The sequence below is a fragment of the Morganella sp. Je.2.23 genome (genome assembly GCF_051129855.1).
Classification (GTDB): Bacteria; Pseudomonadota; Gammaproteobacteria; order Enterobacterales; family Enterobacteriaceae; genus Morganella; species Morganella sibonii.
This window is the reverse complement of sequence record NZ_JBCPSQ010000001.1, coordinates 2,044,299-2,070,394: the sequence shown is the minus strand read 5'-3', so window position 1 is coordinate 2,070,394 and position 26,096 is coordinate 2,044,299. Positions and strand designations below refer to the sequence as shown.

Annotated in this window: 22 protein-coding genes; 12 read left to right on the top strand and 10 right to left on the bottom strand. The window is 51.7% G+C overall.

Annotation, left to right across the window (positions count from 1 at the left end):
- The first annotated feature begins 12 nt into the window (after positions 1–12).
- The gene (locus tag AAZR23_RS10320) at positions 13–1,164 is read left to right on the top strand and encodes a lactate oxidase (RefSeq protein ID WP_371004855.1); all 1,152 of its coding nucleotides are present in this window, start codon (positions 13–15) and stop codon (positions 1,162–1,164) included.
- Positions 1,165–1,196: 32 nt separating this feature from the next.
- On the opposite strand, the gene AAZR23_RS10315 is transcribed toward AAZR23_RS10320, so the two are convergent.
- Positions 1,197–2,624, bottom strand: a complete 1,428-nt coding sequence (locus AAZR23_RS10315; protein ID WP_434692286.1) for a PLP-dependent aminotransferase family protein — start codon at positions 2,622–2,624, stop codon at positions 1,197–1,199.
- A 99-nt stretch (positions 2,625–2,723) separates the two neighbouring features.
- Here AAZR23_RS10315 and AAZR23_RS10310 point away from each other — a divergent pair, with 99 nt between their 5' ends.
- Positions 2,724–3,218 (top strand): YbaK/EbsC family protein, encoded by a 495-nt coding sequence (locus AAZR23_RS10310; protein ID WP_434692283.1) that lies wholly within the window; start codon positions 2,724–2,726, stop codon positions 3,216–3,218.
- 21 nt (positions 3,219–3,239) lie between these two features.
- A complete protein-coding gene (locus AAZR23_RS10305) occupies positions 3,240–3,788 on the top strand; it encodes a GNAT family N-acetyltransferase (protein ID WP_046894523.1) in 549 nt (182 codons plus the stop codon).
- A 70-nt stretch (positions 3,789–3,858) separates the two neighbouring features.
- On the opposite strand, the gene fabV is transcribed toward AAZR23_RS10305, so the two are convergent.
- Positions 3,859–5,058 (bottom strand): enoyl-ACP reductase FabV, encoded by a 1,200-nt coding sequence (gene fabV / locus AAZR23_RS10300; protein ID WP_054423919.1) that lies wholly within the window; start codon positions 5,056–5,058, stop codon positions 3,859–3,861.
- A 234-nt stretch (positions 5,059–5,292) separates the two neighbouring features.
- Here fabV and AAZR23_RS10295 point away from each other — a divergent pair, with 234 nt between their 5' ends.
- The gene (locus AAZR23_RS10295; RefSeq protein ID WP_166708354.1) at positions 5,293–5,706 is read left to right on the top strand and encodes a DUF6122 family protein; all 414 of its coding nucleotides are present in this window, start codon (positions 5,293–5,295) and stop codon (positions 5,704–5,706) included.
- 170 nt (positions 5,707–5,876) lie between these two features.
- Here the strand turns inward: AAZR23_RS10295 and AAZR23_RS10290 are convergent, their stop codons facing one another.
- The 8 genes from AAZR23_RS10290 to leuA all read right to left on the bottom strand — a co-directional run bounded on the left by AAZR23_RS10290 (position 5,877) and on the right by leuA (position 16,295).
- Positions 5,877–6,626 carry a hypothetical protein gene (locus AAZR23_RS10290; RefSeq protein WP_434692279.1) on the bottom strand — a complete coding sequence of 250 codons (750 nt, stop codon included), beginning with the start codon at positions 6,624–6,626 and terminating at the stop codon, positions 5,877–5,879.
- A 414-nt stretch (positions 6,627–7,040) separates the two neighbouring features.
- Complete coding sequence (agp, locus tag AAZR23_RS10285) at positions 7,041–8,291, bottom strand: bifunctional glucose-1-phosphatase/inositol phosphatase (protein WP_434692277.1); 1,251 nt, start codon at positions 8,289–8,291, stop codon at positions 7,041–7,043.
- Between the two features lie 89 nt (positions 8,292–8,380).
- Complete coding sequence (gene mutH / locus AAZR23_RS10280; RefSeq protein ID WP_052926885.1) at positions 8,381–9,067, bottom strand: DNA mismatch repair endonuclease MutH; 687 nt, start codon at positions 9,065–9,067, stop codon at positions 8,381–8,383.
- Positions 9,068–9,627: 560 nt separating this feature from the next.
- Positions 9,628–11,292, bottom strand: coding sequence for an HTH-type transcriptional regulator SgrR (gene sgrR, locus AAZR23_RS10275; RefSeq protein ID WP_434692273.1), 1,665 nt, complete (start codon positions 11,290–11,292; stop codon positions 9,628–9,630).
- A gap of 267 nt (positions 11,293–11,559) precedes the next feature.
- Entirely contained in the window at positions 11,560–12,165 is a 606-nt protein-coding gene (leuD, locus tag AAZR23_RS10270) for a 3-isopropylmalate dehydratase small subunit (protein ID WP_434692446.1), read from the bottom strand.
- 8 nt (positions 12,166–12,173) lie between these two features.
- Positions 12,174–13,586: a 3-isopropylmalate dehydratase large subunit gene (gene leuC, locus AAZR23_RS10265; RefSeq protein ID WP_434692271.1), complete on the bottom strand. Its 1,413-nt coding sequence runs from the start codon at positions 13,584–13,586 to the stop codon at positions 12,174–12,176.
- Position 13,587: 1 nt separating this feature from the next.
- Positions 13,588–14,679, bottom strand: a complete 1,092-nt coding sequence (gene leuB, locus AAZR23_RS10260) for a 3-isopropylmalate dehydrogenase (protein WP_434692268.1) — start codon at positions 14,677–14,679, stop codon at positions 13,588–13,590.
- A gap of 2 nt (positions 14,680–14,681) precedes the next feature.
- A complete protein-coding gene (leuA, locus tag AAZR23_RS10255; RefSeq protein ID WP_317419215.1) occupies positions 14,682–16,295 on the bottom strand; it encodes a 2-isopropylmalate synthase in 1,614 nt (537 codons plus the stop codon).
- Positions 16,296–17,157: 862 nt separating this feature from the next.
- On the opposite strand from leuA, the gene leuO reads away from it, so the two are divergent.
- The 8 genes from leuO (at position 17,158) to ftsL (ending at position 26,096) form a co-directional block, all read left to right on the top strand.
- Entirely contained in the window at positions 17,158–18,105 is a 948-nt protein-coding gene (leuO, locus tag AAZR23_RS10250; RefSeq protein ID WP_107679061.1) for a transcriptional regulator LeuO, read from the top strand.
- A 211-nt stretch (positions 18,106–18,316) separates the two neighbouring features.
- Positions 18,317–20,125, top strand: a complete 1,809-nt coding sequence (locus AAZR23_RS10245; RefSeq protein WP_218426503.1) for an AMP-dependent synthetase/ligase — start codon at positions 18,317–18,319, stop codon at positions 20,123–20,125.
- A 282-nt stretch (positions 20,126–20,407) separates the two neighbouring features.
- The gene (gene ilvI, locus AAZR23_RS10240; RefSeq protein WP_218426502.1) at positions 20,408–22,129 is read left to right on the top strand and encodes an acetolactate synthase 3 large subunit; all 1,722 of its coding nucleotides are present in this window, start codon (positions 20,408–20,410) and stop codon (positions 22,127–22,129) included.
- Positions 22,130–22,131: 2 nt separating this feature from the next.
- Complete coding sequence (ilvN, locus tag AAZR23_RS10235) at positions 22,132–22,623, top strand: acetolactate synthase small subunit (RefSeq protein WP_046894511.1); 492 nt, start codon at positions 22,132–22,134, stop codon at positions 22,621–22,623.
- 84 nt (positions 22,624–22,707) lie between these two features.
- On the top strand, positions 22,708–23,712 hold the full coding sequence (gene cra, locus AAZR23_RS10230) for a catabolite repressor/activator (protein WP_046894510.1): 1,005 nt from the start codon (positions 22,708–22,710) through the stop codon (positions 23,710–23,712).
- Between the two features lie 669 nt (positions 23,713–24,381).
- Positions 24,382–24,840 carry a division/cell wall cluster transcriptional repressor MraZ gene (gene mraZ / locus AAZR23_RS10225; RefSeq protein WP_004238452.1) on the top strand — a complete coding sequence of 153 codons (459 nt, stop codon included), beginning with the start codon at positions 24,382–24,384 and terminating at the stop codon, positions 24,838–24,840.
- On the top strand, positions 24,841–25,782 hold the full coding sequence (rsmH, locus tag AAZR23_RS10220; protein WP_054424041.1) for a 16S rRNA (cytosine(1402)-N(4))-methyltransferase RsmH: 942 nt from the start codon (positions 24,841–24,843) through the stop codon (positions 25,780–25,782). It abuts the gene before it with no gap.
- Positions 25,779–26,096 (top strand): cell division protein FtsL, encoded by a 318-nt coding sequence (gene ftsL / locus AAZR23_RS10215; RefSeq protein WP_004238454.1) that lies wholly within the window; start codon positions 25,779–25,781, stop codon positions 26,094–26,096. The genes rsmH and ftsL overlap by 4 nt, the downstream gene beginning before the upstream one ends.

The following is a 26,096-nucleotide window of genomic DNA, read 5'->3' as shown; positions in this document are numbered from 1 at the left end:
CTGGGGCTGGCAATGACACTGAGTACCGCGTACGCGGCAGAGTATAAAGCCAGTACCAAAGAAGGGCCGGTGAAAATTGTTAACCTGAATGACCTGGAATCACAGGTAAAAGCCAATATGGATAAAGGGGCATTCGGTTATATCCGCGGTGGTGCGGAAGATGAAAAAAATATGCGTGATAATACCGCCGGTTTTGATCGCAAATATATTATGCCGCGCGTGATGCAGGGAATTGAATTAAAGGATATCGATCTCTCAACGTCATTCCTGGGCATACCTCTGGCAACGCCTGTCATTCAGGCACCGATGGCGGCACAGGGGCTGGCACACCGTGACGGGGAAATTGCCACGGCAAAAGGCATGGCAAAAGCGGGTTCTGTTTTCTCTCTCAGCACCTACGGAAATAAAACCATTGAGGAAGTGGCGGCGGTATCTGACGGACATCCGTTCTTCTTCCAGCTCTATATGAGCAAAAATAATGCGTTTAATGAATTCACCCTGAAACGGGCGAAAGAAAGTGGTGCCAAAGCGATTATTCTGACCGTGGATTCTCCGGTCGGCGGCTGGCGTGAGGATGATTTACGCAACAATTTCCAGTTCCCGTTAGGATTTGCCAACCTTGAATTGTTTGCCGCACAGAATAATGACGGCTCCAAAACCGGGAAAGGCGCGGGGATCAGCGAGATCTACGCTCAGGCCAAACAGGCATTTACTCCGGATGATATTCAGTATGTGAAAAAATTATCCGGTCTGCCGGTCATTGTGAAAGGTATTCAGTCACCGGAAGATGCTGACCGCGTCATTGAGGCGGGTGCGGATGCCATCTGGGTATCAAACCACGGCGGTCGTCAGCTGGACAGCGGACCGGCCTCTTTTGATGTGCTGCCTTCCATTGCAAAAGTGGTGAACAAACGTGTGCCAATCGTGTTTGACAGTGGTGTGCGCCGTGGTTCGCACGTCTTTAAAGCGCTGGCAAGCGGTGCGGATGTGGTTGCTGTCGGCCGTCCGGTTCTGTATGGCCTGAATCTGGGCGGGGCGGAAGGGGTAAATTCTGTTATTCAGCAACTGAATAAAGAATTACGTATCAATATGATGCTGGGCGGTGCCAAAGATATTAATGCCGTCAAACAGACCAGACTGTACAGCGATCGCGATTTTCAGTAATTCCTGCTTTGTCAGCAATCTCACACTGCCGCTCAGCGGCAGTGTTTTTGCAGTGATTCCCGGCACCATTGTGCCAGCCGGGCGATGGCATCCTCCACTTCCTTATCACAACCGAACCCGGCATTGAGCCGGAAACAGCGGTCATAGCGGTTGTCGGTGGCAAAAATATGCCCCGGCGCAATCCCGATCCCTTCCGTGCGTGCATTGAGAAACAGTTCCCGCACATTCAGACTGCCTTCCGGCATGGTAACCCATAATACATAACCGCCCTCCGGTTCGGTCACGGTGGTGCCCGGCGGAAATTCCCGCAGTACGGCACGGCGGATATTGTGTACCTGCTCCGCCAGTTCACGGCGTAATCTGCGCAGGTGGGCGTCATAACCGCCGTTGCTCAGCAGTTCACTGATGGCGGCCTGCGGCAGTACCTGTGATCCCATGGATGAGGTGTATTTCAGTGAGGTGATTTTACGCATGTAATGCTGACTGTGAACCCAGCCGATACGCACGCCGGGCGCGATGGTTTTGGAAAATCCGCTGCACAGAATGACATTATGGCTGAATGCCCGCATCGGGAACGGGCGCTGCCCGCCGAATGCCGCGTCGCCGAAGGTATCATCCTCAATAATGATCACACCGTTTTCATCCGCCTGACGGGTGATTTCAGCTTTGACGTCATCCGGAATCGTTTTACCCAGCGGGTTATTGACGTTGGCGAGTGTCACAAAGGCTTTCACTGCTTTGCGGCGGAACAGGGCGGTGAGTTTATCGCAGTCGACATACCCCTCGTCACAGGCATCCACTTCGGTCAGCCGCAGATTGAGATTACGCAGCATCTGTAACAGCACAAAGTAACAGGGAGATTCCACCGCCACCGCATCCCCGGGGCTGAGGGTGGCACGCAGCGCCAGTGATAACGCTTCAATACAGCCATTAGTGATAAGCAGCGTTTCCGGAGAGATATTACAACCGTAACTGACCGCCCGGCGGGCGATTTCCTCTTTCAGCGGGGTATAGCCGGTGCCTTTGACCGAATCCCCCAGCAGAAACGGTTTGCTGTAACTGAGCTGACGCATGATAAGACTCAGTTTTCTGACCGGATAAAGTTCCCGGCGGCCGTTCGCCAGATCCAGCCGGACACGGCACTCTTCGCCGACCATCGACATATGCAGTTCTGTCTGTTCATCCAGCGGGGCAAAATCAGCGGTGAATGTCTCTGTGCTGCGGTTTTCCGCCGCAACCGGCTGTACAGGCGCGACAAAAAAGCCGGATTTCGGCCGCGCCACCGCAACATGTTCATCTTCCAGCGTGCGCAGCACTTTCAGCGCGGTGGTCAGGCTGACATTGTACTGTGCCGCCAGAATGCGCACGGACGGCAGACGGCTGTCCGGCGGTAAAACGCCCTCACGGACAGCCTGTTTTATCTGATCGGCCATCTGCCGGTAGCGCGGAAGCGGTGCCATCTGTTCTGCCTCATTCTTACGGGTTCTGTGTGTTTCTGTAAGAGTACGTTGAGAGTAAATTATGACGCAAGGGTTTCTCCGGCTGACTGTGAGGTTTATATGACAACATTTGACAAAATCACCCGTTTACTGGATTCCCGCGGGGTTTCCTTTGAGGTGATCGAACATCCGGCGGAAGGCCGCTCTGACGCGATAAGTAAAATCCGGGGGAATAAACTCAGCCAGGCGGCGAAAGCCATGGTGTTACAGGTCATCGGCAGCACACCGGAAATCCGCTATGTGCTGGCGATTGTGCCGGGCGACTGCAAAGTCAATTTTAAACATATTGCGAAGCTGGCGGGCGGAAAAAAAGCCTCGTTTGCCGCGCCGGAAACAGCGCAGGCGCTGACCGGCTGCCCGATGGGGGCGGTTCCGCCGTTCAGCTTTAATGACGAGCTGACGCTGTATGTTGACAAGCGTCTGACCGGTGCCGGACGGGTATTTTTTAATGCCGGTGAGCTGGTGAGATCTCTGTCTTTGGCTGCGGATGACTATTTCAGTGTGATCGGTCATGATCGCATTGCGGATATTGCGGTACCTCCCGCCGCAGAATAACAATGATAACGGAGAATAACGATGGAATATTGTGTTGCTGAACCGGCAGATATGGATCAGGTAAAAGCCTTATTAAAACGATATCATCTGACCACCATCAGTGAAGAAGACAAGCCGGACGGCTTTGTCACCACACAGATGAGTGATGAGCAGATGATTGATCTGATAGAGAATGAGCAGGGATTATTTGTCGCGAAACAGGACGGAAAAGTCGTGGCGTTTGTGATGGCGGCATCCTGGCAATATTGGTCACCGTGGCCGCTGTTTGCTCATATGATTGATAAACTGGGGGATTATACCTTTGCCGGTCAGACTTTGACGACGGAGAATTCCTATCAGTACGGTCCGGTCTGTATTGATGCATCACTGCGCGGGCAGGGCGTGCTGGAAGGGCTGTTTGCGTTTGCGCTGGAAAAAATGTCGCAGCGGTTTGATATCCTGGTCACCTTTATCAATAAGGTTAATCCGCGCTCTTATGCTGCGCACACCCGCAAGCTCGGACTGACCGTGCTGGATGAGTTCGGATTCAATAATAACCATTATTACTGGCTGGTCTGCGAAACCCGCTGAACCGTCCGATAAAAGAAAACCCGCCGCAGCCGCTGAATTATCAGGGCTGCGGCGGGTTTTTCAGTGATGATTACACTAATTCTTTTACGTCGAAGCTAACTTCACCGCTTAAATCCGCATCATAATCCACGCCGTCCAGACCAAAGCCGAATAAACGGAGGAATTCCGCTTTATAGCCCTGATAGTCGGTTAAATCATTGATGTTATCATCTGTCAGTTGCTGCCAGATTTCACGGCAGGTGTTCTGAACATCATCGCGTAATTCCCAGTCATCCAGGCGCAGACGCTGTTTTTCATCGGTTTCCGGTGATGTGCCATTAAACAGTTTGGTGGCAAATAAACGCTGAGTCTGTTCAATACAGCCTTCGTGAATGCCTTTCTCTTTCATGATCTTAAACACGATAGAGATATATAACGGCATTACCGGAATGGCGGAAGACGCCTGGGTGACGACTGATTTCAGTACGGCAACATAGGCTGCGCCGCCTTTGGCCTGCAATTTCTGATTAATGGCCGCTGCTGCGCGATCCAAATCTTCTTTTGCTTTACCTAACGTACCGTGCCAGTAAATCGGCCAGGTTAAATCAGTACCGATATAGGAGTAGGCAACAGACTGAGCATTATCCGCCAGAACACCGGCTTCCTCTAATGCGTTCATCCACAGTTCCCAGTCCTGGCCACCCATAACTTTGACGGTATCGGCGATTTCCTGCTCATTGGCTGGTTCAACAACGGCTTCGATCAGTACGTCTTTGTTGGTATCCAGCGCGACAGATTTGTACGGTTCGCCGATAGGTTTCAGGGCGGAACGGACAATTTCACCGGTTTCCGGCATTTTACGGACCGGCGATGCCAGAGAGTAAACAACCAGATCGATCTGACCCAAGTCCTGTTTAATCAGATCAATAACGGTCTGACGGCATTCATCAGAGAAGGCATCTCCGTTGATGCTTTTTGCATACAGGCCTTCTTCTTTGGCGGCTTTATCAAAAGCCGCTGCGTTGTACCAGCCGGCAGAACCGGTTTTGCTTTCGCTGCCCGGTTTTTCGAAAAATACACCGATAGTCGCCGCACCGCTGCCGAAAGCGGCATTAATACGGGAAGCCAGACCGTAACCGGTGGATGCACCAATCACCAGAACCTTTTTAGGGCCGTTTTTCAGTTCGCCGCAGGATTTCACACGGGCGATTTGCTCACGAACATGGGCTTCACAGCCCGCCGGGTGAGCGGTAGTGCAGATAAAACCACGAATTTTAGGTTTGATAATCATAGTTATTTTTTCTTGGTAGCCAACAATCAGGGGCTAATATACCCGATCTTCTTCATTTACTTAAGACAATGCAGCGATAAACCCGCAAAGCAGACCAGTTAATGATGGCGCAGTTATCCTGAATATGGTGTGTTTCAGTCTTTTTACGGATGACACTCTTTTTTGCCGGATAGCCTCCGCTATTTCCGTTATGATAGCCGTTATTAAAACGGATAACCCGTCAGCGGAGTCACTGTGGCATTTGAAATTTTCCGGAATATCCTGCATTACGGCTGCCATTTTCTGGTGCCGGTTCTGTTTGCCCGGCTGTTCTGGCGTCAGCACTGGAAAGCAGCGTCAATTATTATGATTGCCACCATGGTGATCGATGCGGATCACCTGCTGGCGGACCCGGTATTTGATCCGGACAGATGCAGTGTCGGTTTTCATCCGCTGCATACTGTGTGGGCTGCGGCTGTTTATCTTGTTTTGCTGCTGATCCCGTCATGGAAAGTTCGGGCAGTGGCGGTCGGTTGTCTGTTCCATCTGTTTACCGACGGTATGGATTGTTATATGGGCAGCCTGAAACAGAGCACGGAATATGCGGCGGAGCAGGTATTAAAAAACCCGCCGGGGGCGGGTTTTGAGATTGCTGACAAAGCAGGATAAAACGTGGTTTTTCCTGCTTTGTGTTATCACCGAAAGCGTTATCAGCCGAAAATCAATAAATTGATTTTCCTGGTTTATTTTTACAACCTCTGCCGGTCGTCGCCAATCCCTGCGGGTTTGTCAACGGCCTGAAAACCCGCCGGGGGCGGGTTTTTGTACGTCAGAGACAATCAGAACGGCGTTTTCAGTGCCGGAACAGAGATTTCTGCTGCCGGCAGGCTGATTGACGGGGCTTTGACATCAACAGAAGGTGCTGATGTTCCCGGAACGGAGAACCCCACTTCCGGCGCGGATATTGACGGCGCCTCAATCTCTGCGGATGGCATGGCCGATTCTGCCGCGGAGATGATCTTGTCTTTCACCGATGGTGTATGGCTGCTTTCAGTTTTTGGCCGTGCGGACGGTACTTTTCCGTTGCGCTCTGAAGAAACCGGTGTGCCCGGCTGTCCCTGAGGCGCTGTTTGCCCGCTCTGACCACCGGTGACCGGTTGTGCGTCCGGTCTGCGCATCTGGCCGTTATCCGGCCGGAATAATTCCGGACCTGTCTCCTGATTCACCATCGTGCCGTCAGACGGCGCACCGGAAACCATTCCCGGATCACTATTGTGCTGCTGCCGTTGTGCGACACTTTCACGGCTCAGCAGTTTACCCCGGTTTTCAGTGCTGTCGTTTTCTGTTACCAGCGTATCACCATCTTTGACGGCAAAAGATTTCCCCCGGTAAGGCAGCAGAAGATACGGTTTGCAGGCACTGGTATTGCAGCCGCGGTAGCGCACCATGCCATCAATACTCAGTGTGATAATCCCGCCGCCGTTAAGCAGGTAATCCCAGGTTTTACCGTTAATGACCACTGTACCGCTCATATTACACGGCGTCTGGCTGTATTCGCCGTATGGCAGTGCCGTGTAGGGTTTACTCATGGAAATTAATTTCCGGATTTGTTCATCCTTCAGTGTCCATTTATCACAGGCGCCCAGTAATACACCGTCAGAGGAGGGATAAATTATTTTTTCACCGGTATCGACATCATAGTTTTTCTGACTGCAACCTGAACTTATTAAGACAGTTGCAATAATAAATAATGGAATAGGTAATGATTTTAAATATTTCATCGTATTAATGATATCCGTGTATTCAGCCCGGTATATGACCGTTAATTCCCGGACGGGTGCCGATACTGATAAATGAGTAATAAAATATCGTGATGATTTTCAGATTGTTAAATAGTAGCGGCTTACGATGTCTTAATCTATCAGTGTTATCCGAAGCGTGACGGGGATATAAATAAAGAGCCCGGCAACGGTAAGCCGGGCAGGAATATGAACATATAATGTTTATTCTGACAAACTGTCGTTCATTACTTTTTGGAACGTTTCCCATCCGCAATAGCCGTTTTTATCAACCGGGCAATTTTTCAGTTCCAGAGTAACTTTTTGCGGTGGTGTTTTTAAGGACAGATAACTGTTATTCCGCAGCTGATCGGAGGACTGATAAATATAGTCAATCTTCACATAGGATTTATTATCCGCTTTATTTGTCCAGCGCTGGAACACTAATTTGCCGCCGATTGGCGTATGTTCATATTGTTCCGGTAACTGATACGGTTTAAATTCCAGTGCGGAAAGCAGCGAGGCAATATTGGAGTCATGCCCGGCCAGGAAGGTAAACTTCGCTTCACTGCCCAGCGCGGCGGCGGCAAAGTGCTGATTAATGTAGTTCAGCAGCGGATGCGCGACATTTTTTGCAATGATACGCGGGGTAAACAGGGATTCCTGGTAGCCGTTTTTCAGCGTATTAAGGACAGTCCACTGCGCTGGTGTGGTGACTTCACCCCAGGCGACCTGGTCTGCCGGGAAACCTTCATAATATTGCAGGTCGATGGCATCCACGGCGGAGTTAGCCATTTTCAGCGGCCCTTTCACGCCCGGCTCTTTACCGGCTTCAATAATAAAGCTGTTTTTACCGTCTGCCAGTGAACAGAGTTTATTGGTTTTGCACTGTTCCGAGTCTTTGATATTCAGCACGTTATTCAGTGCCTGATAGCCCGGCGTCAGATCCAGCCCTTTATAATGACTCTCCATTGCCGCGAGAGCGGCCTGTTTGAACTCTGCGCTGTCATTGGTAATGATCGGGTTAAACACCGGGTCCATGGTGCCGATTTCCGGCTGGTGATTGACGGTGATCGTGCAGCCCGGGAATGCACCGGCGGTAAAGAACTGCGCGGTGGCGATAGTGCGCTGAAGACTGTTGGCATATACATTCAGCTCTTTTTCACCGGTCGGGCACAGAGTATCCGGCAGCAGTTTGTTCTCATCCAGCCACTCGCGGAAATAGTGCCCCATATAGACTTCCAGCGCACCGCCTTTGGTGGTCAGGTAACCGCTCTGCGCATCCCACGCCGGCCAGGTTTTATCGGTGATTTCGGTCAGAATACCGGTGTTGACAATCGGGGTACGCAGGTTGTGGCGGCTCATCACCAGAACCTGTTCCAGTGTCATATCAGCGGCGGATGTATCAGCAAAAGCGGGAAGGGCGGGAGTCAGTAATGCAGCTGCAAGTGAAAGTGTCAGTAAATTTTTTTTCATCCGGAACACTCCTGTTGTCATTATTTTCGGACAGGTATTAATGACTGAAGCGATTCATATTTACCGGGAGCAAACTCCCAAAACAGTGATCAGCACCGGAAATAGCGTTTAAGTAAAGGCGCGGTGAAATTTTTCTTCAGATAAAAGCCGCGCGGCAGTGTTTGTATCGGCTGTCCGTGCGGACCGATAGCTTCTGTGAGTGCCCGGCTGTTGGCCGCTTTCGGGCGGATCTGCATGACCTGGCCGTGACGGGCGGTGATTTGCTCCACTTTTCCCAGCACAATCATATCCATCAGTTCTTCCCAGTCGGCACGCAGCAGGCGCTCTTCCTCATCAGACGGCGACCACAGCAGCGGTGAGCCGACACGGCGCTCTGCCAGCGGGATATGACGCGCACCTTCCACCGGCACCCACAATACGCGGGAGAGTTTATGACGCACATGACACTCGGCCCAGGTTACGCCGCTGTTGCCGGTCAGCGGTGCCACGCAGACAAAGGTGGTTTCCAGCGGCACACCGGATTCATCCACAGGAATGGTTTTCAGCTCGACGCCCAGGTGAGCGAAATCCTGCTCGGCCTTGCTGCCTGCTTCCGCGCCCAGCCAGTATTCCAGCAGCATTCCGACCCAGCCTTTATCACGGCGCAGATCCGGCGGTACCGGTATACCGGCGCAGCCGGCCAGCTCACCGAAAGTAGCACCGGCAAGGGATTGCGCGCGGCTGAGCAGTTCTGATTCACTGGCCGGGGGCAGCGGGGACGGAAAAAGAGGTGTCATGTTATATGCTTAAAAGTTGAACAGTAATATCCGGTAAAATAATACATAGGCATGAATGAAAAATAAATATTATCTAATTTATTGATATATAGCTATTAATTTTCGTCGCAGGAATAACCCCGCCGGGTTGTGCACCTGCATCCTCAGACAATGAACAGGATCTTACACTGAGTTATCCACAGCTTTATGGGATAAGTGGAAAATGACCTCACTACTGGTTTGATTTACAGGCTTGACTTCCGCTTGTTTTCGCGTGTCAGCAGGGGTTTTGCTCACGGATGAGCCACAATCTGTGGATAACCCCGGGTGTGGTCATTTTTTGTCCTGTGTAAGTCTGCGGAAAAAAATACCGGTTAATTTTTCAGACGATTCTCTTTTTTTATTTCTGCATCGAAATGATTTATCAGGGTTTATTTAACGGTTGTGATTTTATCAACCGTGGTCTGTTAAAAACTATACCCCCATTACCCTTGCGTTTTTCACAACTATATCCACAGAAAACGTGAATAAAAGCCGGTTTTTTATCGGAGGGTGTTTATAACTTTGCCTTTTTCTGTGAATTAACTTTCCGGAGGGGTAAACCAGGCGGATTTAAAGTCGAACCAGCCGAAGGTATTCATTTTGACTCCCCGCATACTGCGTTGACCCTGTAATTCAAGCCAGTGATGGAACAGCGGGAACAACATCTGCTGATCAATGATGTGTTCACACCATGCCGCCAGTGACAGTGAGCGCTGCCGCCATTGCTTCAGCGGCGTGTGCAGATCATCCCCCAGACAGCGGCGCAGCAGCGGCAGTTCATACAAGGTGGCAAAGACGGAAAACTCCAGCGGCTTATAAAAGTTGGCGGTGGCCAGCCAGAAATCACTGTCACAATCACCGTTAAACCAGGTATCGTAATCAGTGATATTAATCGTCAGCTTCACACCCTGTTCCGCCAGTAACTGCTGTAATAATTTGCCGATGGCATGATATTCGTGGTGATCCTGATAATACGTCAGAGTCAGTTCTGTCAGATCCGCCGGTTTTTCGCAGGGCGGAATAAGCTTACTGTGATGCCAGCGCAGCAGAAGACCGTAAGCAGGCCACCAGTGGCGCTGATAGAGGGGCTCGCAGTGATACAGCAGATTGACCGGTGTCATCAGGCTGTTGAGCCAGCGGCGGATATCTTCCCGTTCCCCTTTTGCCGAACGTGCATCGTGCAGCAGAAAATAGCAGCCTTCCTCCATCCGGCTGTCGAGTGAATCCCGCTCCGGGCCGTCAGCACCGATATGCAGTGTGGTGCAGACCATTTTCTCTTCCAGTTCCGGCACCACCAGCACAGAGACTTCATCCAGCAGGGCGCGGAAGCCGTAATAGTGATCAAAGGCGCGTATAGTCAGTTTGCGGTCATTATTACAGACGACCTGATACGGCCCGGTACCGATCGGATGGCGGGCGAAATCCGGCAGTTCCTGCCACTCATGGGGCAGAATCGCGGCGTGCGGGCTGCCGGTCAGTACCGGAAACCAGCTGTCAGCCTCACTCAGCGTGATATCAATAATATAAGGCATATCCGAGCGGACAGTGCGGATATGACTGAACAGCGGATGTGTGTCGCGCAGCCGCTCAAAAGAGGAAATGATATCCACCATCTGCAATTCACGGCCGTGATGGAAAAAAATCGCCGGACGCAGCCAGAAACGCCACTGTTTTTCACCGCTCTGCTGCCAGTGGTGTGCCAGCGCCGGAACCGCTTCCCCGTTTTCCTCATTTATCGCGGTCAGTCCGTTAAAAATCTGACTCAGCAGATGAACCTCTGAGCGGCGCAGCGGTGAGCCGGGCAGCAGATTATAAAAAGGACGGTAATAGACAATGCGCAGCAGGCTTTTTCCCTGCCGGAAGCTGCGCTCAAGCTGGGACAGCACCATCTGGCGCATTGCATCCTTATCATTGACCATCGCCACCAGTTTTTCGATATTATCCTGCTCAATCAGCAGTTCGGCGCGGGCGTGCTGTAAATCCCGGCCACTTTGCAGAAAACTGAGCCGTGAGCGCTTACCCCGTCCGGTTTCCGCCTGCCAGCTGAGCCAGCCTGCGGTCTGCATGCTGTTGAGCAGAGAACGGACATGGCGGCGGGAGCAGTGCAGGATATCGGCGATCTCCTGAAGCGTGGTATCGGTTTCCTGACCCTGATGATGCTGCCACAGGCGGATAAACTGGTGCTGGAGGCGTGGTGTGCTCATAAAAGAGGAACTCCGGTCAATTTTCTGTCCATTTTTATTTCCGTATATTACGTCCATACTCAGTGACATTAAAGCAGCTCATGATGTCAGTGTGATACCTGACTCACTCCCGATTCTTGAGTAATGGTGACTGTTACCGCCAGCCGCAAGGCTGGTTTTTTTCTGTCTGACGTTCAGGAAAAATGAGGCGGGGAGGGAAACGGGGAAAAAGCTGCCATCACAAAAGGGGTGATGGCAGGGGTTCAATGGTGGAAATGAATCCGGTTATCAGTTCATAAATGCAGGTTGTTGTGCTTCAAAGCGGGAAATCATATCGTCGTGCTGTAACGTGAGGCCGATACTGTCGAGGCCGTTCATCATGCAGTGACGGCGGAAAGTATCAACGCTGAACGGATATTCCAGTTCACCGGCGATCACTTTCTGGTTTTCCAGATCAACAATAATCTGCGCGCCTTCTGTTTTCTGTACCCAGTTAAAGAGCGCATCAATTGCGTTTTCGGGTAATTTCACCGGCAATAACTGATTGTTGAATGAGTTGCCGTAAAAGATATCCGCAAAGCTCGGCGCAATCACCACTCTGAATCCGTAATCTGTTAAGGCCCACGGTGCATGTTCACGGGAGGAGCCGCAGCCGAAGTTTTCCCGTGCCAGCAGAATCGATGCACCCTGATAGCGCGGGGCGTTGAGGACAAAATCCGGGTTCGGCACCTGTCCGTCATCATCGAGAAAACGCCAGTCGTTGAATAAATGCTGCCCGAAGCCGGTACGGGTCACTTTCTGCAAAAACTGTTTCGGGATAATGGCATCGGTATCCACATTAGCCGCATCCAGTGGTGCGGCAATCCCCTGATGTACAATAAATTTTTCCATGATCATCTCCCTCAGCGCATCTCAATGGTACGGATATCGGCGAAACTGCCGGTGACAGCAGCCGCAGCGGCCATGGCCGGGCTGACCAGGTGAGTACGCCCGCCGCGTCCCTGACGTCCTTCAAAGTTCCGGTTGCTGGTGGAGGCGCAGCGCTCTCCCGGTGCCAGGCGGTCATTGTTCATCGCCAGACACATGGAGCAGCCCGGTAAACGCCATTCAAATCCGGCCTCGGTGAAAATCTTATCCAGACCTTCCGCTTCTGCCTGTGATTTCACCGGTCCGGAGCCGGGCACCACTATCGCCTGCACACCCGGCGCTACTTTACGGCCTTTGGCAACTGCTGCTGCCGCACGTAAATCTTCGATCCGTGAGTTAGTGCAGGAGCCGATAAATACCTTGTCGATTTTCACATCGGTTAATTTGGCGCCCGGTGTTAAATCCATATACGCCAGTGCTTTTTCTGCCGAGGCTCTCTCCACCGGGTCGGTAAAGCTGTCCGGTGCGGGAATAGCGCGGCTGATATCAATCACCTGACCGGGATTGGTACCCCAGGTGACCTGCGGGGCGATATCCGCAGCATTAATAATAATTTCCGCGTCATATTCCGCATCCGGATCACTTTTCAGTGTCTGCCAGTAAGCGACAGCGGCATCCCAGTCCGCACCCTGCGGGGAGAACTGACGGCCTTTCAGATAATCAAAGGTGGTCTGATCCGGGGCAATCATTCCGCCTTTGGCGCCCATCTCGATAGCCATATTACAAACGGTCATCCGGCCCTCCATGGAGAGCGCCTCGATGGCGTCACCGCAGAACTCCGCGATATAGCCGGTGCCGCCCGCGCTGCCGGTGTGGCCGATAATCGCCAGCACAATATCTTTGGCGGTAATTCCGGGAGCGACTTTGCCGCGCACTTCAATTTTCAGGGTTTTGGCGCGTGCCTGCTTCAGCGTCTGGGTCGCTAATACATGCTCCACCTCTGAGGTGCCGATACCAAAAGCCAGTGAACCGAATGCACCGTGGGTGGCGGTGTGGGAGTCACCGCAGACAATCGTCATGCCCGGCAGAGTGATGCCCTGTTCCGGCCCCATCACATGCACGATGCCCTGATACGGATGGTTCAGATCATAGAGGCGGACACCAAAGGCCTCACAGTTTTTGATCAGTTCCTGCATCTGATTACGGGCCATTTCGCCACAGGCGTTAATATCTTTGGTTTGTGTGGAGACGTTGTGATCCATGGTGGCAAAGGTTTTCTCCGGGCGGCGAACCGGGCGGTTTTTTGCCCGTAATCCGTCAAATGCCTGCGGTGACGTCACTTCATGCACCAGGTGGCGGTCGATATACAGGATCGGCGTTTCGTTTGCTTCTTCGCGAACCACATGGGCATCATATAATTTCTGATATAAAGTTTTTCCTGTGCTCATCTTAAGCCCCTTCTGTAATCAAACGCGCGATAATGTCGCCCATTTCGTCCGTGGTCACACTCTTGCCGCTTCCGGCCACGTCACGGGTGCGGTGTCCGGCATTCAGCGCCTGGTTTACCGCGTTTTCAATGCTGTCTGCCGCTGCATCCTGCCCGCAGCTGAAGCGCAGCATCATGGCGGCGGATAAAATCTGTGCCACCGGGTTGGCAATATTTTGTCCGGCGATATCCGGCGCAGAGCCGCCGGCCGGCTCATACAGGCCGAATTTTTTCTCATTCAGGCTGGCTGACGGCAGCATACCCATGGATCCGGTGATCATCGCGCATTCGTCGGAGATAATGTCGCCGAACAGATTGGAGCAGAGGATGACATCAAACTGCGACGGATCTTTCACCATCTGCATGGCGGCGTTATCGATATACATGTGTGACAGCGTGACATCCGGATACTCTTTGGCGATTTCAGTGACCACTTCGCGCCATAATACGGAGCTTTGCAGCACATTGGCCTTATCAATCGATGTCACCTGACCGCGGCGTTTTTGTGCGGAGGCAAAGGCGATACGGGCGATGCGCTCAATTTCATAGCGGTGATACACCTCGGTATCATAAGCACGCTCATATTTTCCTTCGCCTTCACGGCCTTTCGGCTGTCCGAAGTAGATACCGCCGGTCAGTTCGCGGACACACAGGATATCGAATCCGCGGGCCGCGATATCACTGCGCAGCGGGCAGAACGCTTCCAGCGCCGGGTAGAGTCTGGCCGTGCGCAGGTTGCTGAATAATTTGAAATGTGCACGCAGCGGGAGCAGGGCACCGCGCTCCGGCTGTGAGTCCGGCGGCAGTTTTTCCCATTTCGGACCGCCGACAGAGCCGAACAGCACCGCATCAGCCTGCTCACAGCCTTTCAGTGTGGCGGGCGGCAGCGGGTGGCCGTGGTTGTCGATGGCAATACCGCCGACATCATATTCACTGGTGGTGATGGTCAGGTTAAAGCGGCTGCGCACGGCATCCAGCACTTTATAAGCCTGTGCCATAATTTCAGGGCCGATTCCGTCGCCCGGTAAAACTGCAATATGAAATTGTTCCGACATAATTACACCGCTTCCTTTGTCTCTGTATTGTTGTTATGAGTATTGTTATGAGTATCGTTGTGCATGTTGTTATCTGACTGTATCCGCCGTTTTTCTTCTTTTACCTGTCCGGCACGCCAGATGCTGTTAACAGCGTGGATCATGGCCTGAGCGGAGGATTCGACAATATCGGTTGCCAGTCCCATGCCGTGGAATTTGCGGCCTTCATACTCCACCACGATGTTGACCTGTCCCAGTGCATCCGTTCCCTGACCTTTGGCGGTCAGCTGATAGGCGGCGAGGGTCAGCGGATACCCCGCGATACGGCGGATAGCTTCATACGCCGCATCCACCGGGCCGTTCCCCTGCGCGGATTCCGAGATGATTTCATCCCCGGCCTGCATTCTGACGGTTGCTGACGCTTTAACACCGGTACCGGACTGGGTGTTGAGGAACGCCAGCGAGAAATGCTCCGGCTCCTGATGCTGCTGTTTCATAAACACCAGCGCTTCCAGGTCGTAATCAAAGACCTGACCTTTCTTGTCCGCCAGTTGCAGAAAGTCCGCGTATAACTCATCCAGGTTATAATCGTCTTCCTGGTAGCCCATTTCCGCCATCCGGTGTTTCACTGCCGCACGGCCGGAGCGGGAGGTCAGGTTGATTAAGTTATCTTTCAGGCCGATGCTGTCCGGCGTCATGATTTCGTAGGTTTCGCGGTTTTTGATCACACCGTCCTGGTGAATACCGGAGGAGTGAGAGAACGCATTACTGCCGACCACGGCTTTGTTCGGTGGTACCGGCGTATTGCATAACTGGCTGACCAACTGGCTGGTACGGTAAATCTCTTTGTGATTGATCCCGGTGCGTACGCCCAGCATTTTTTCCCGCACTTTAATCGCCATAATGACTTCTTCCAGCGCACAGTTTCCGGCGCGCTCACCTAATCCGTTGATAGTACCTTCAATCTGGCGGGCACCCGCCTGTACGGCAGTGATAGAGTTGGCAACGGACATGCCCAGGTCGTCATGGCAGTGGACGGAAATGATGGTTTTGTCGATATTCGGTACGCGGTTGAACAATTCACTGATAATGCCGCCGAACTGGTACGGGGTGGTGTAACCGACGGTATCAGGAATATTGACAGTCGTGGCACCGGCGTTAATCGCAGCTTCGACAATACGGCATAAGTCATCAATATCGGTACGCCCGGCGTCTTCGCAGGAGAACTCGACGTCATCGGTAAAGCGGCGGGCATGTTTAATCGAGCCGACCGCCATATCGATGATGTCAGCAAAGGTCTTGCGCAGTTTGGTTTTGACGTGAATACCGGAGGTCGCGAGCACCATATGCAACCGGAACGCTTCCGCGACTTTCAGGGATTCGGCAGCCGCGTCAATGTCACCGATTACACAACGGGATAAGGCAGCGATACGGCTGTTTTTGATTTCGCGGGCGATGGTCTGCACCGACTGAAAATCACCGGGCGAGGAGACAGGGAAACCGGCCTCGATAATATCAACCCCCATGCGTTCGAGCTGGAAAGCAATCTGTAATTTCTCTTTGACACTGAGACTGGCCTGTAATGCCTGCTCGCCGTCACGCAGTGTGGTATCAAAAATGATGACGTTATCGCTCATGTTGTGATCCTCTCGGTTATTTCTTGTTCTGTTTTCCGGTTTGCAGGTATAAAAAAACCCGCGACATTGCGCGGGTTTCTCAGGTCTCAGGGAGAAAGTTATGAGGAACTTCCGGCCATAAGCCCGCCACGCGCAGTTAAGGCGATAATTAGCAGGCTGTTTAGGCGGAAAGTGAAAGACATAGTAATAACCTTCTCAGTAAATTCAGTGGCACGGAACACAAGGTTTATCCGTGGCGATGTATTATTGATACTGAATATAAAAAGCGCTGTCAACTCTCCTGTTTCGCCGGAGATACTGAGCAACGGAGAAAAAAAGCACCAAATGCAGATAAAGTGACTAATTTATAAAAATTAATCAGCGTTTTCATCTATAAGTCAGCTAAATGATTGGGCTAATATTTTTACAGAATTTTTTTGCGGATAATCTGAATCAGTTGAGTCGGCAGGGAATACGGTATCCGGCGGTCAGGTTACCGCCGGTGACAGGTGAGATATTCATTGAACAGTTTATTTTTTCGGTTACGTCAGTAAAAGAAATCAGATTTTTTCTGCTGATAAAAGATAATTTTGTTATGAATAAACACAATCTTTGTTTTATTATCTCATTGCATGGAAACTAAATGAATAAAGCAGTGTTGATGTATTAGTTGCATGAATAAATAACTGACTTTAAATATTTAAATAGTATGCATTGTGATGATGATGCGCACCCGCGTATTCAGAACCATACAAGGAAGAGACTCAATTATTAATTGGATAATCAATTGAGATAATAGATTTCAATTTTGTATTTATCTGCTGTTTCAGTATGGCGGCGGATAGCTTATTGAAGTCATTATAATCATTTATTGGAGTTTAAGATGACTGAATACACCTCAGTGGCAGAAGTAAAAAAAGAATCCGGTGAAACACAGCTGCGCAATGTGGATCTTAATCTGCTGACGGTTTTTGATGCGGTAATGCAGATGCAGAACGTCACCCGGGCTGCTGAACTTTTAGGTATGTCGCAACCGGCTGTCAGTAATGCGGTGTCACGGCTTAAGGTTATGTTTAATGATGAATTATTTGTCCGTTTTGGCCGCGGGATTCAGCCGACTGCGCGCGCCAAACAGCTGTTCGGTCCGGTCAGACAGGCATTGCAGCTGGTGCATAACGAGCTGCCGGGTGCCGGTTTTGAACCGGGCAGCAGTGAGCGGGTATTTAACCTGGCCATTTCCAGTCCGCTGGATATCCGGCTGACAGATAAAATAATCGAACAGGTTAAACTTCACAGTGAAAATATCGATGTTAATATTCAGTCTTATATGAATTCACAGATCGAGCATAACCTGAAATATCAGGAAACGGATTTTGCTATCAGTTATAATCGTTTCGATAAGCCGGATTACAGTCATCACTTATTATTTAATGATCAGTTATCATTGGTTGCTGCCCGTAACCATCCCCGCATACAATATACCGTTACCGAGAAACAGATATTCACCGAACAGCATGCGGTGGTATCCCTGGACTTAATTGATTCATTCAGTTCACCGTATTATGAAAATAATGAATTACTCCGGGCTATCGTTTATCAGGGAACCAATTTAGTCAGTGTACTGAATATTGTGTCTAAAACGGAATTGGTGGCGATCGCGCCGAAGTGGCTGATCCAGCTCTATTCTCATGTCCTGCCGATTCAGGAAGTGCAGCTGCCGTGGGATAAAGTCAGCCGTCCGGCGTTTCTGATCTGGCATGAGGCCTGTACCCGCGATAAAGGTCATCAGTGGATGAAAGCACTGCTGACGCAATTTACACATCATATCTAATCAGTCATTTAATTCATTTATCTCTCCGGCAGGCAAATACGCCTGCCGGCGCTTTTTTGTGATCCCGCCATTGCAAAGATAACTAAATTTGCTTTTGTTCCCGGAGACAACAGGCTACACTTGCGGAAAAATTTAAGCGTACAACTGTAAGCTGAAAATCATTACATAACGTGAAACCGTACAGTCTGACGGCTCAGTAAAGGAAACGCGTGTGACAACAACAAATTTGCATCACTATCATTTAGTGACGCGGCTGCAACAGCAAAAACAGCGCCGGGGTGACAAAACCGCACTGCGACAGTGGTGTGAACAGGGTCAGCATATTGATTTTACCTGGCAGCAGGCCGGGACGTTCAGTGAAAATCTGGCGGAAGCCCTGCTGGCGGAAGGGGTTAAGGTTCAGGAAAATGTCGCCATTTTCTCACACAACAGCGCCCTGTGGACATTAACTGATCTGGCTGTTCTTCAGTGCCGCGCCATTGTGGTACCGCTCTATGCGACCAGCAGTGATGATCAGGCGGCCTATATTCTCAATGACGCGCAGGTGCGTATCCTGTTTGTGGACGGTCAGAAACAGGCGGAAATTGCTCTGTCGCTGCTCTCTCTCTGCCCGTCTCTGCAGAAAATCATCATCATGAATCCGGAAAACACGGCGATCCCGTCTCATCCGGCGGTCTGTACACTGCGCCAGTTTATGAACGGGCACGACGGCAGTTATGCCGGAGAGTTGGCGCAGCGCATCGCGGATTGCTCTCTTGATGACCTTTTCACTCTGATTTACACCTCCGGAACCACCGGCGAACCGAAAGGCGTGATGCTGGATTACCGCAATATGGCTGCCCAGCTGTATCTGCATGATGAGCGGCTGACGCTGACCGAAGATGATGTCTCTCTCTGCTTCCTGCCGCTGACACACGTTTTTGAGCGCGCCTGGAGTTTCTATGTGATGCATACCGGCGCGCTGAATGTGTATCTCAGTGATACCAATCTGGTGCGCAAAGCGATGGTATCGGTAAAACCGACCGTGATGTGTGCGGTGCCGCGTTTCTATGAGAAAGTGTTCAGCGGTATTTACGAAAAAGTGGCACAGGCGCCGTGGTATAAGCGTGCGTTATTTCACTGGGCGGTACGTACCGGCAAAAAAACACTGGATGCACAGCAGCGCGGTGAAAAGCTGTCATGGCTGGCTGCGCGCTGTGATCAGTTTGCTCAGAAAAAAGTGCTCGGCAAACTGCGTGATGTCCTCGGCGGCAATGTCCGTTTCTTACCGGCAGCGGGTGCGCGGCTGGATGATGAAATTATCCGCTTTTTCCTCGCTGTCGGTATTAATATCAAATACGGTTACGGCATGACAGAAACCTGTGCCACGGTATCCTGCTGGGAAAACAGCGGCTATCAGCTCGGCTCTATCGGTGTGCCGCTGCCGGATGTGGAAGTACGTATTGGTGAGGAAAATGAGATCCAGGTACGCGGGCCGGTAGTGATGCGCGGCTATTACAATAAGCCGGAAGAGACCCGTCAGGCGTTTACTGATGATGGCTGGCTGCGGACCGGTGATGCCGGTGCACTGGATGAGAAAGGCAATCTGTTTATCACGGAACGCCTGAAAGATCTGATGAAAACCTCCAACGGCAAATATATTGCGCCGCAGATGCTGGAAGGGACACTGGGACAGGATCGCTTTATCGAGCATATCGCAGTGGTGGCGGATGCGCGTAAGTTTGTCTCCGCACTGATTGTGCCGTGCTTTGACACTCTGGAAGAGCATGCCCGGGCGCTGAATCTGAAATACCATGACCGGATGGAACTGCTGAAAAACAGCCAGATTGTGGCGCTGTTTGAAAGCCGTCTGAAAGAGTTGCAGAAAAATATCGCTGCATTCCATCAGGTTAAGCGTTTCACACTGTTACCGCAGAATTTCTCCATGGAACTCGGTGAGCTGACGCCGACGCTGAAGCTGCGCCGTAAAGTGATCGCCCAGCGCTATCAGCGTGAAATTGAATCGATGTATACGGAATAATTCTCTCTGCGGCACTGCCGGTTTTCTGTGCAGTGCCGTTTTTATATCCCGCCGGTTTTTCCCCCTCTCTCAGTGAACTCTGCTTTGTGATTTCCTGCCACAGGCATGATCGTCTGCGGATCATGACATTTCCTTTATTCCTGTGGTTTTCCGCTTTTTGCTCCCCGAAAAACGCATTTGCCAGCGCTGTCATTTTATCGTTATGTTAATCCTCAGATAACTAAAAACAGACAAACACATCACTTGCAGTTACAACCCGTAATCACGGGCAGGAGAGCATTTATGGAGAGGTTGACTGGAGCAGAAATGATTGTGCGCTCCCTGATTGATGAGGGCGTGTCACACGTATTCGGCTATCCGGGCGGGGCGGTTCTGGATATTTATGATGCACTGCATACCGTGGGCGGTATCGGGCATATTCTGGTGCGTCACGAGCAGGCGGCTGTGCATATGGCGGACGGCTATGCCCGCGCGACCGGTAAAACCGGTGTGGTGCTGGTCACATCCGGGCCGGGGGCGACCAATGCCATTACCGGCATTGCCACCGCCTATATGGATTCCGTGCCGCTGGTGGTGCTCTCCGGCCAGGTGGCGAGCGCGCTGATCGGTAACGATGCTTTCCAGGAAGTGGATATGGTGGGGATCTCCCGGCCGGTCGTGAAACACAGTTACCTGGTGCATGATGTCGCGGATATTCCCGCCACCATCAAAAAAGCCTTTTATCTGGCGCAAACCGGCCGCCCCGGTCCGGTGGTGATTGATTTCCCCAAAGATATTGTCCAGCAGCAGCATGAATACAGCTACCCGGCCCGGGTCAGTCTGCGCTCCTATAACCCGACCGGTGCCGGTCACAAAGGGCAGATCAAACGCGCGCTTATCACGCTGATGCAGGCGAAACGTCCTGTCATGTATATCGGCGGAGGTGCCATCAGTGCCGGATGCAGCCCGGAGATTTTCACCCTTGCGGATAAACTGCGTCTGCCGGTGGCGCTCTCCCTGATGGGACTGGGCGCGTTTCCGGGCACTCATCCGCAGTGCGTCGGCATGCTGGGTATGCACGGTACGTATGAAGCGAACAACACCATGCACCACAGTGATGTGATTTTTGCCGTCGGTGTCCGCTTTGATGACCGGACCACCAATAACCTGGCGAAATACTGCCCGCAGGCAACGGTTATTCATATCGATGTCGATCCGGCGTCTATTTCAAAAACGGTGGCGGCGGATATTCCGATAGTCGGCGATGCAAAACTGTGTCTTGCGCAGATGCTGTTACAGCTTGAATCTCTGACCGATGAGCAGGATCCTGATGCGCTGTGCGACTGGTGGCGCCGTATTGATCAGTGGAAAGCGAAACAATGTCTGACGATCGACGAGAGCGGGGAAAAAATCAAACCGCAGACCGTGATCCGTACATTATGGGAGCTGACAGAAGGACAGGCGTATGTGACGTCTGACGTCGGTCAGCACCAGATGTTTGCCGCGCTCTATTACCCGTTTGATGAACCGCGCCGCTGGATCAACTCCGGCGGACTCGGCACGATGGGCTTCGGCCTGCCGGCGGCACTGGGCGTCCGGCTGGCAAAACCGGATGATATGGTGGTGTGTGTCACCGGGGACGGCAGTATTCAGATGAATATTCAGGAGCTGTCCACCGCATTACAGTTCGGGCTGCCGGTGCTGGTGCTCAATCTGAACAACCGTTTCCTCGGTATGGTGAAACAGTGGCAGGATATGGTCTATCACGGCCGTCACTCCCACTCCTATATGGATTCACTGCCTGATTTTGTCCGGCTGGCGGAGGCTTACGGGCATGTTGGCATCAGTATCAGTGATAAAGCCACGCTGCGTGAACAGCTTGCGGAAGCTCTGCGTATTGTCCGTGAAGAGAAGCGGCTGGTGTTCGCCGATGTGATGGTGGATGAAAAAGAGCATGTTTATCCGATGCAGATCCGCAACGGCGGGATGGATGAAATGTGGTTAAGCAAAACGGAGAGGACCTGATCATGCGCCGGATTCTGTCAATCTTATTAGAAAACGAAACAGGGGCGTTATCCCGTGTGGCAGGGCTTTTTTCCCAGCGCGGGTATAATATCGAAAGTATCACCGCTGCCCCGACGGATGACCCGTCACTGTTCCGCCTGACCATCCAGACCAAAGGGGATGCGCGGGTGCTGGAACAGATTGAAAAGCAGCTTAATAAGCTGGTGGATGTGTTCCGTGTCACAGAACTGACCGCTGCCTCCCACATTGAGCGCGAGGTGATGCTGGTCAAATTACAGGCCAGCGGCTACGGGCGGGATGAGGTCAAACGCAGTACTGATATCTTCCGCGGGCAGATTGTCGATGTGACGGCGACGCTCTACACCGTACAGCTGACCGGCACCACTGAAAAGCTGGATGCCTTTCTGGATGCGGTGCGCGGCTTTGCTGAAATCGTTGAGATTGCCCGCTCCGGCATCGTCGGGATGTCGCGCGGTGAAAAAATAATGCGGTGAAATATTTGCGGTGAAAGGGTAAACTGATCACTCTTCTTATTTGGCCCGTTGTTCGGGCCGTTTCCTGATTTGTAAGGGGTTAACGTGAAACTGGATGAAATCGCCCGCCTTGCCGGTGTGTCGCGCACGACGGCCAGTTATGTCATCAACGGAAAAGCAAAACAATATCGTGTGAGTGACAAAACTGTCGAAAAAGTGATGGCGGTGGTTCGTGAACATAATTACCATCCGAATGCGGTAGCCGCCGGTCTGCGTGCAGGCCGTACCCGCTCTATCGGACTGGTGATCCCGGATTTGGAGAACACCAGCTATACCCGCATCGCAAATTATCTGGAGCGCCAGGCGCGCAGCCGTGGTTATCAGCTGCTGATCGCCTGCTCCGAAGACCAGCCTGACAACGAAATCCGTTGTGTGGAACACCTGTTACAGCGTCAGGTGGATGCGATTATCGTTTCCACCGCTCTGCCGCCGGAGCATCCGTTCTATCAGCGCTGGGCAAACCGCTCGCTGCCGATTGTCGCGCTTGACCGTGCACTGGAAAATGAGCACTTTATCAGTGTGGTCGGGGATGACTTTGAGGACGCCAAAATGCTGGCATCCGAATTGCGTCAGTTCCCTGCAGAATCGGTGGTTTATCTCGGCGCGTTACCGGAACTTTCCGTCAGTTTCCTGCGTGAGCAGGGATTCCGCGAAGCCTGGGAAGGTGATGCACGTAACGTGAATTTCCTGTATGCCGACAGCTATGAGCGTGACGCCGCCGCGAAAGCGTTTGACAGCTGGCTGGAAAACAACCCGATGCCGGACGCACTGTTCACCACATCGTTCGCGCTGTTACAGGGTGTGATGGATGCCACACTGGCCCGCAGCGGTCGTCTGCCGGGGCAGCTGGTGATCGCGACCTTCGGTGATCATGAACTGCTGGATTTCCTTGAGTGTCCGGTTCTGTCCGTCGCGCAGCGTCATCGTGACATTGCGGAGCGTGTACTGGAGCTGGTGCTGGCAAGCCTGGATGAAAAACAGAAACCGGCCGCGGGTATTACCCGGATCCGCCGTGATCTGTGCCGCCGCGGAAGTCTGAGCCGCCGGTAATATTCAGACAGTAAAATCATTTTTTTTTCTGATACCTGTACGGAAACGTATAGGTATTTTTATTTATATCCGCCGAAAACAGATGAAAAACCCTTTTTGGGAGGAATCCTAAGATTTTTTTTCAATTCTGCTGATTGACAGAAATTGACAATTTTCACAGAACCCCTTTTTTCCCCGGCAAATACACTTATTGTGGTTATGGGTATATAGCGAAAATTATCATCCATTCCGTTTTAAAATAGTTATCTTATTGATATGATGAATTTTATATTTTCAAATATCAGATAATCACGCACTGTAACAGAAAGTAACAGCACAGATAACTGAAATAAAAATTCCGGGGGGGTTACCCGGGTGGTCAATTTTTATCCTGAAAGTGAGGGGTACCTCGCAAAAATGCATCTTTCTTTCGTCAGATTCGGTATAATTTGCCCCGGTTAACCGAGTGCGTATTATGTGAATTTTTTTCTGATTTGAATCAGTGTGTTACCTCACTTCTGTTCCCTGAAGCAAAAAATCCCATATTTTCTCACCCCTTTATTCCCCGATAACGGAAACGGAACCTTGTCAGCTCTGGCTTGACAAGCTTTTCGTACCATTCGTAAACTCTGTTGGTGGGGAATTGTGGGTGAAAGTGGTAGTTCGGGGTAAAACTGAGCGGAGAAACGTATGTTTCGCGGGGCAACACTGGTTAATCTTGACAGCAAAGGGCGCATAACCGTACCGGCACGGTACCGGTCGCTGCTTGCTGAAAAGTCGGAAGGTCAGATGGTCTGCACTATCGATCTCCACCAGCCGTGTCTGCTGCTTTACACCTTACCGGAATGGGAACTGATCGAACTGAAGCTGGCACAATTGTCCACCATGGACCCGACAGAACGCCGTGTTCAGCGTCTGCTGCTGGGTCATGCCACTGAATGTCAGATGGACAGTGCGGGACGTCTTTTGTTAGCCGGTACACTGCGCACACATGCGCGGTTAACCAAAGAAGTCATGCTGGTCGGGCAGTTCAACAAGTTTGAGCTGTGGGACGAACAGACGTGGTATCAGCAGGTACAGGATGATATTGCTGCCGGGCAGACGGCATCCGGACCTTTATCCGCCCGGTTACAGGATTTATCACTTTAAATGGCAGAGAGTCAGTTTCAGCATACCAGTGTTTTACTGGATGAGGCCGTTAACGGATTACAGATCCGTGAAGACGGTATTTATATCGACGGCACATTCGGCCGTGGCGGGCATTCCCGTCTGATTTTATCAAAACTCGGGGCACAGGGGCGTCTGATCGCTATTGACCGGGACCCGCAGGCAATTGCCGCAGCGGCACAGATTGACGACCCGCGTTTTTCCATTATTCACGGTCCGTTTTCCGGTATCGCCGGTTATGTGAATGAGCTGGAACTGGGCGGACAGATTGATGGTGTTCTGCTCGATCTGGGCGTATCTTCCCCGCAACTGGATGATGCGGAGCGCGGATTCTCCTTTATGCGTGACGGGCCGCTGGATATGCGCATGGACCCGACGCGGGGAATTTCTGCCGCACAGTGGCTGACCGAAGCCAAAGAAGAAGATATTGCGTGGGTACTGAAAAACTTCGGCGAAGAGCGTTTTTCAAAACGGATCGCCCGCGCCATCGTTGAACGGAACAAGACAGAAGAGCCGCTGACACGGACAAAACAGCTGGCAGAACTGATTGCCGCGGTGTCACCGGTGAAAGAAAAGCACAAGCATCCGGCGACCCGCAGCTTCCAGGCAATCCGCATCTATGTGAACAGTGAACTGGATGAAATCCGCCAGGCACTGACCGGTGCACTGAGTATTCTGGCACCGGGCGGACGTTTATCCGTGATCAGCTTCCACTCACTGGAAGACCGGATTGTAAAACAGTTTATGCGCAACGAAAGCCGCGGACCGCAGGTCCCGCACGGATTACCGCTGACGGAAGAGCAACTGAAAGCGCACGGCACACCGGCACTGAAACTGGCGGGAAAAATGAAACCGTCGGAGCAGGAAATCAGTGTTAACCCGCGTGCCCGCAGCTCTGTACTGCGCTTTGCGGAGAAAGCATGACCACAGAACGGCACAATTTAGCCCGCGTTATTTGTCGTGACCTGCTGCGCCACGGATTTATCCCTGCGATTTTATTTATCGCCGTGATCGTCAGCGCAATTTTTGTGGTTATCACGGCACATAAAACACGTCTGCTGACCGCAGAGCGGGAACATCTTGTGCTGGAGCGTAACTCGCTGGATATCGAATGGCGTAACCTGATTCTGGAAGAGAACGCCCTGGGGGATCACAGCCGTGTCGAGCGCCTGTCCGTTGAGCGTCTCAGTATGCAGCATGTGGATCCGGCAAACGAAAAAATTGTCGTAACGAAATGA

Coding starts and splice junctions, on each gene's coding strand:
- AAZR23_RS10320 (WP_371004855.1), top strand. CDS start 13: ATGACACTGAGTACCGCGTACGCGGCAGAGTATAAAGCCAGTACCAAA.
- AAZR23_RS10315 (WP_434692286.1), bottom strand. CDS start 2,624: ATGGCACCGCTTCCGCGCTACCGGCAGATGGCCGATCAGATAAAACAG.
- AAZR23_RS10310 (WP_434692283.1), top strand. CDS start 2,724: ATGACAACATTTGACAAAATCACCCGTTTACTGGATTCCCGCGGGGTT.
- AAZR23_RS10305 (WP_046894523.1), top strand. CDS start 3,240: ATGGAATATTGTGTTGCTGAACCGGCAGATATGGATCAGGTAAAAGCC.
- fabV (WP_054423919.1), bottom strand. CDS start 5,058: ATGATTATCAAACCTAAAATTCGTGGTTTTATCTGCACTACCGCTCAC.
- AAZR23_RS10290 (WP_434692279.1), bottom strand. CDS start 6,626: ATGAGTAAACCCTACACGGCACTGCCATACGGCGAATACAGCCAGACG.
- agp (WP_434692277.1), bottom strand. CDS start 8,291: ATGAAAAAAAATTTACTGACACTTTCACTTGCAGCTGCATTACTGACT.
- mutH (WP_052926885.1), bottom strand. CDS start 9,067: ATGACACCTCTTTTTCCGTCCCCGCTGCCCCCGGCCAGTGAATCAGAA.
- sgrR (WP_434692273.1), bottom strand. CDS start 11,292: ATGAGCACACCACGCCTCCAGCACCAGTTTATCCGCCTGTGGCAGCAT.
- leuC (WP_434692271.1), bottom strand. CDS start 13,586: ATGAGCACAGGAAAAACTTTATATCAGAAATTATATGATGCCCATGTG.
- leuB (WP_434692268.1), bottom strand. CDS start 14,679: ATGTCGGAACAATTTCATATTGCAGTTTTACCGGGCGACGGAATCGGC.
- leuA (WP_317419215.1), bottom strand. CDS start 16,295: ATGAGCGATAACGTCATCATTTTTGATACCACACTGCGTGACGGCGAG.
- leuO (WP_107679061.1), top strand. CDS start 17,158: ATGACTGAATACACCTCAGTGGCAGAAGTAAAAAAAGAATCCGGTGAA.
- ilvI (WP_218426502.1), top strand. CDS start 20,408: ATGGAGAGGTTGACTGGAGCAGAAATGATTGTGCGCTCCCTGATTGAT.
- ilvN (WP_046894511.1), top strand. CDS start 22,132: ATGCGCCGGATTCTGTCAATCTTATTAGAAAACGAAACAGGGGCGTTA.
- mraZ (WP_004238452.1), top strand. CDS start 24,382: ATGTTTCGCGGGGCAACACTGGTTAATCTTGACAGCAAAGGGCGCATA.
- rsmH (WP_054424041.1), top strand. CDS start 24,841: ATGGCAGAGAGTCAGTTTCAGCATACCAGTGTTTTACTGGATGAGGCC.
- ftsL (WP_004238454.1), top strand. CDS start 25,779: ATGACCACAGAACGGCACAATTTAGCCCGCGTTATTTGTCGTGACCTG.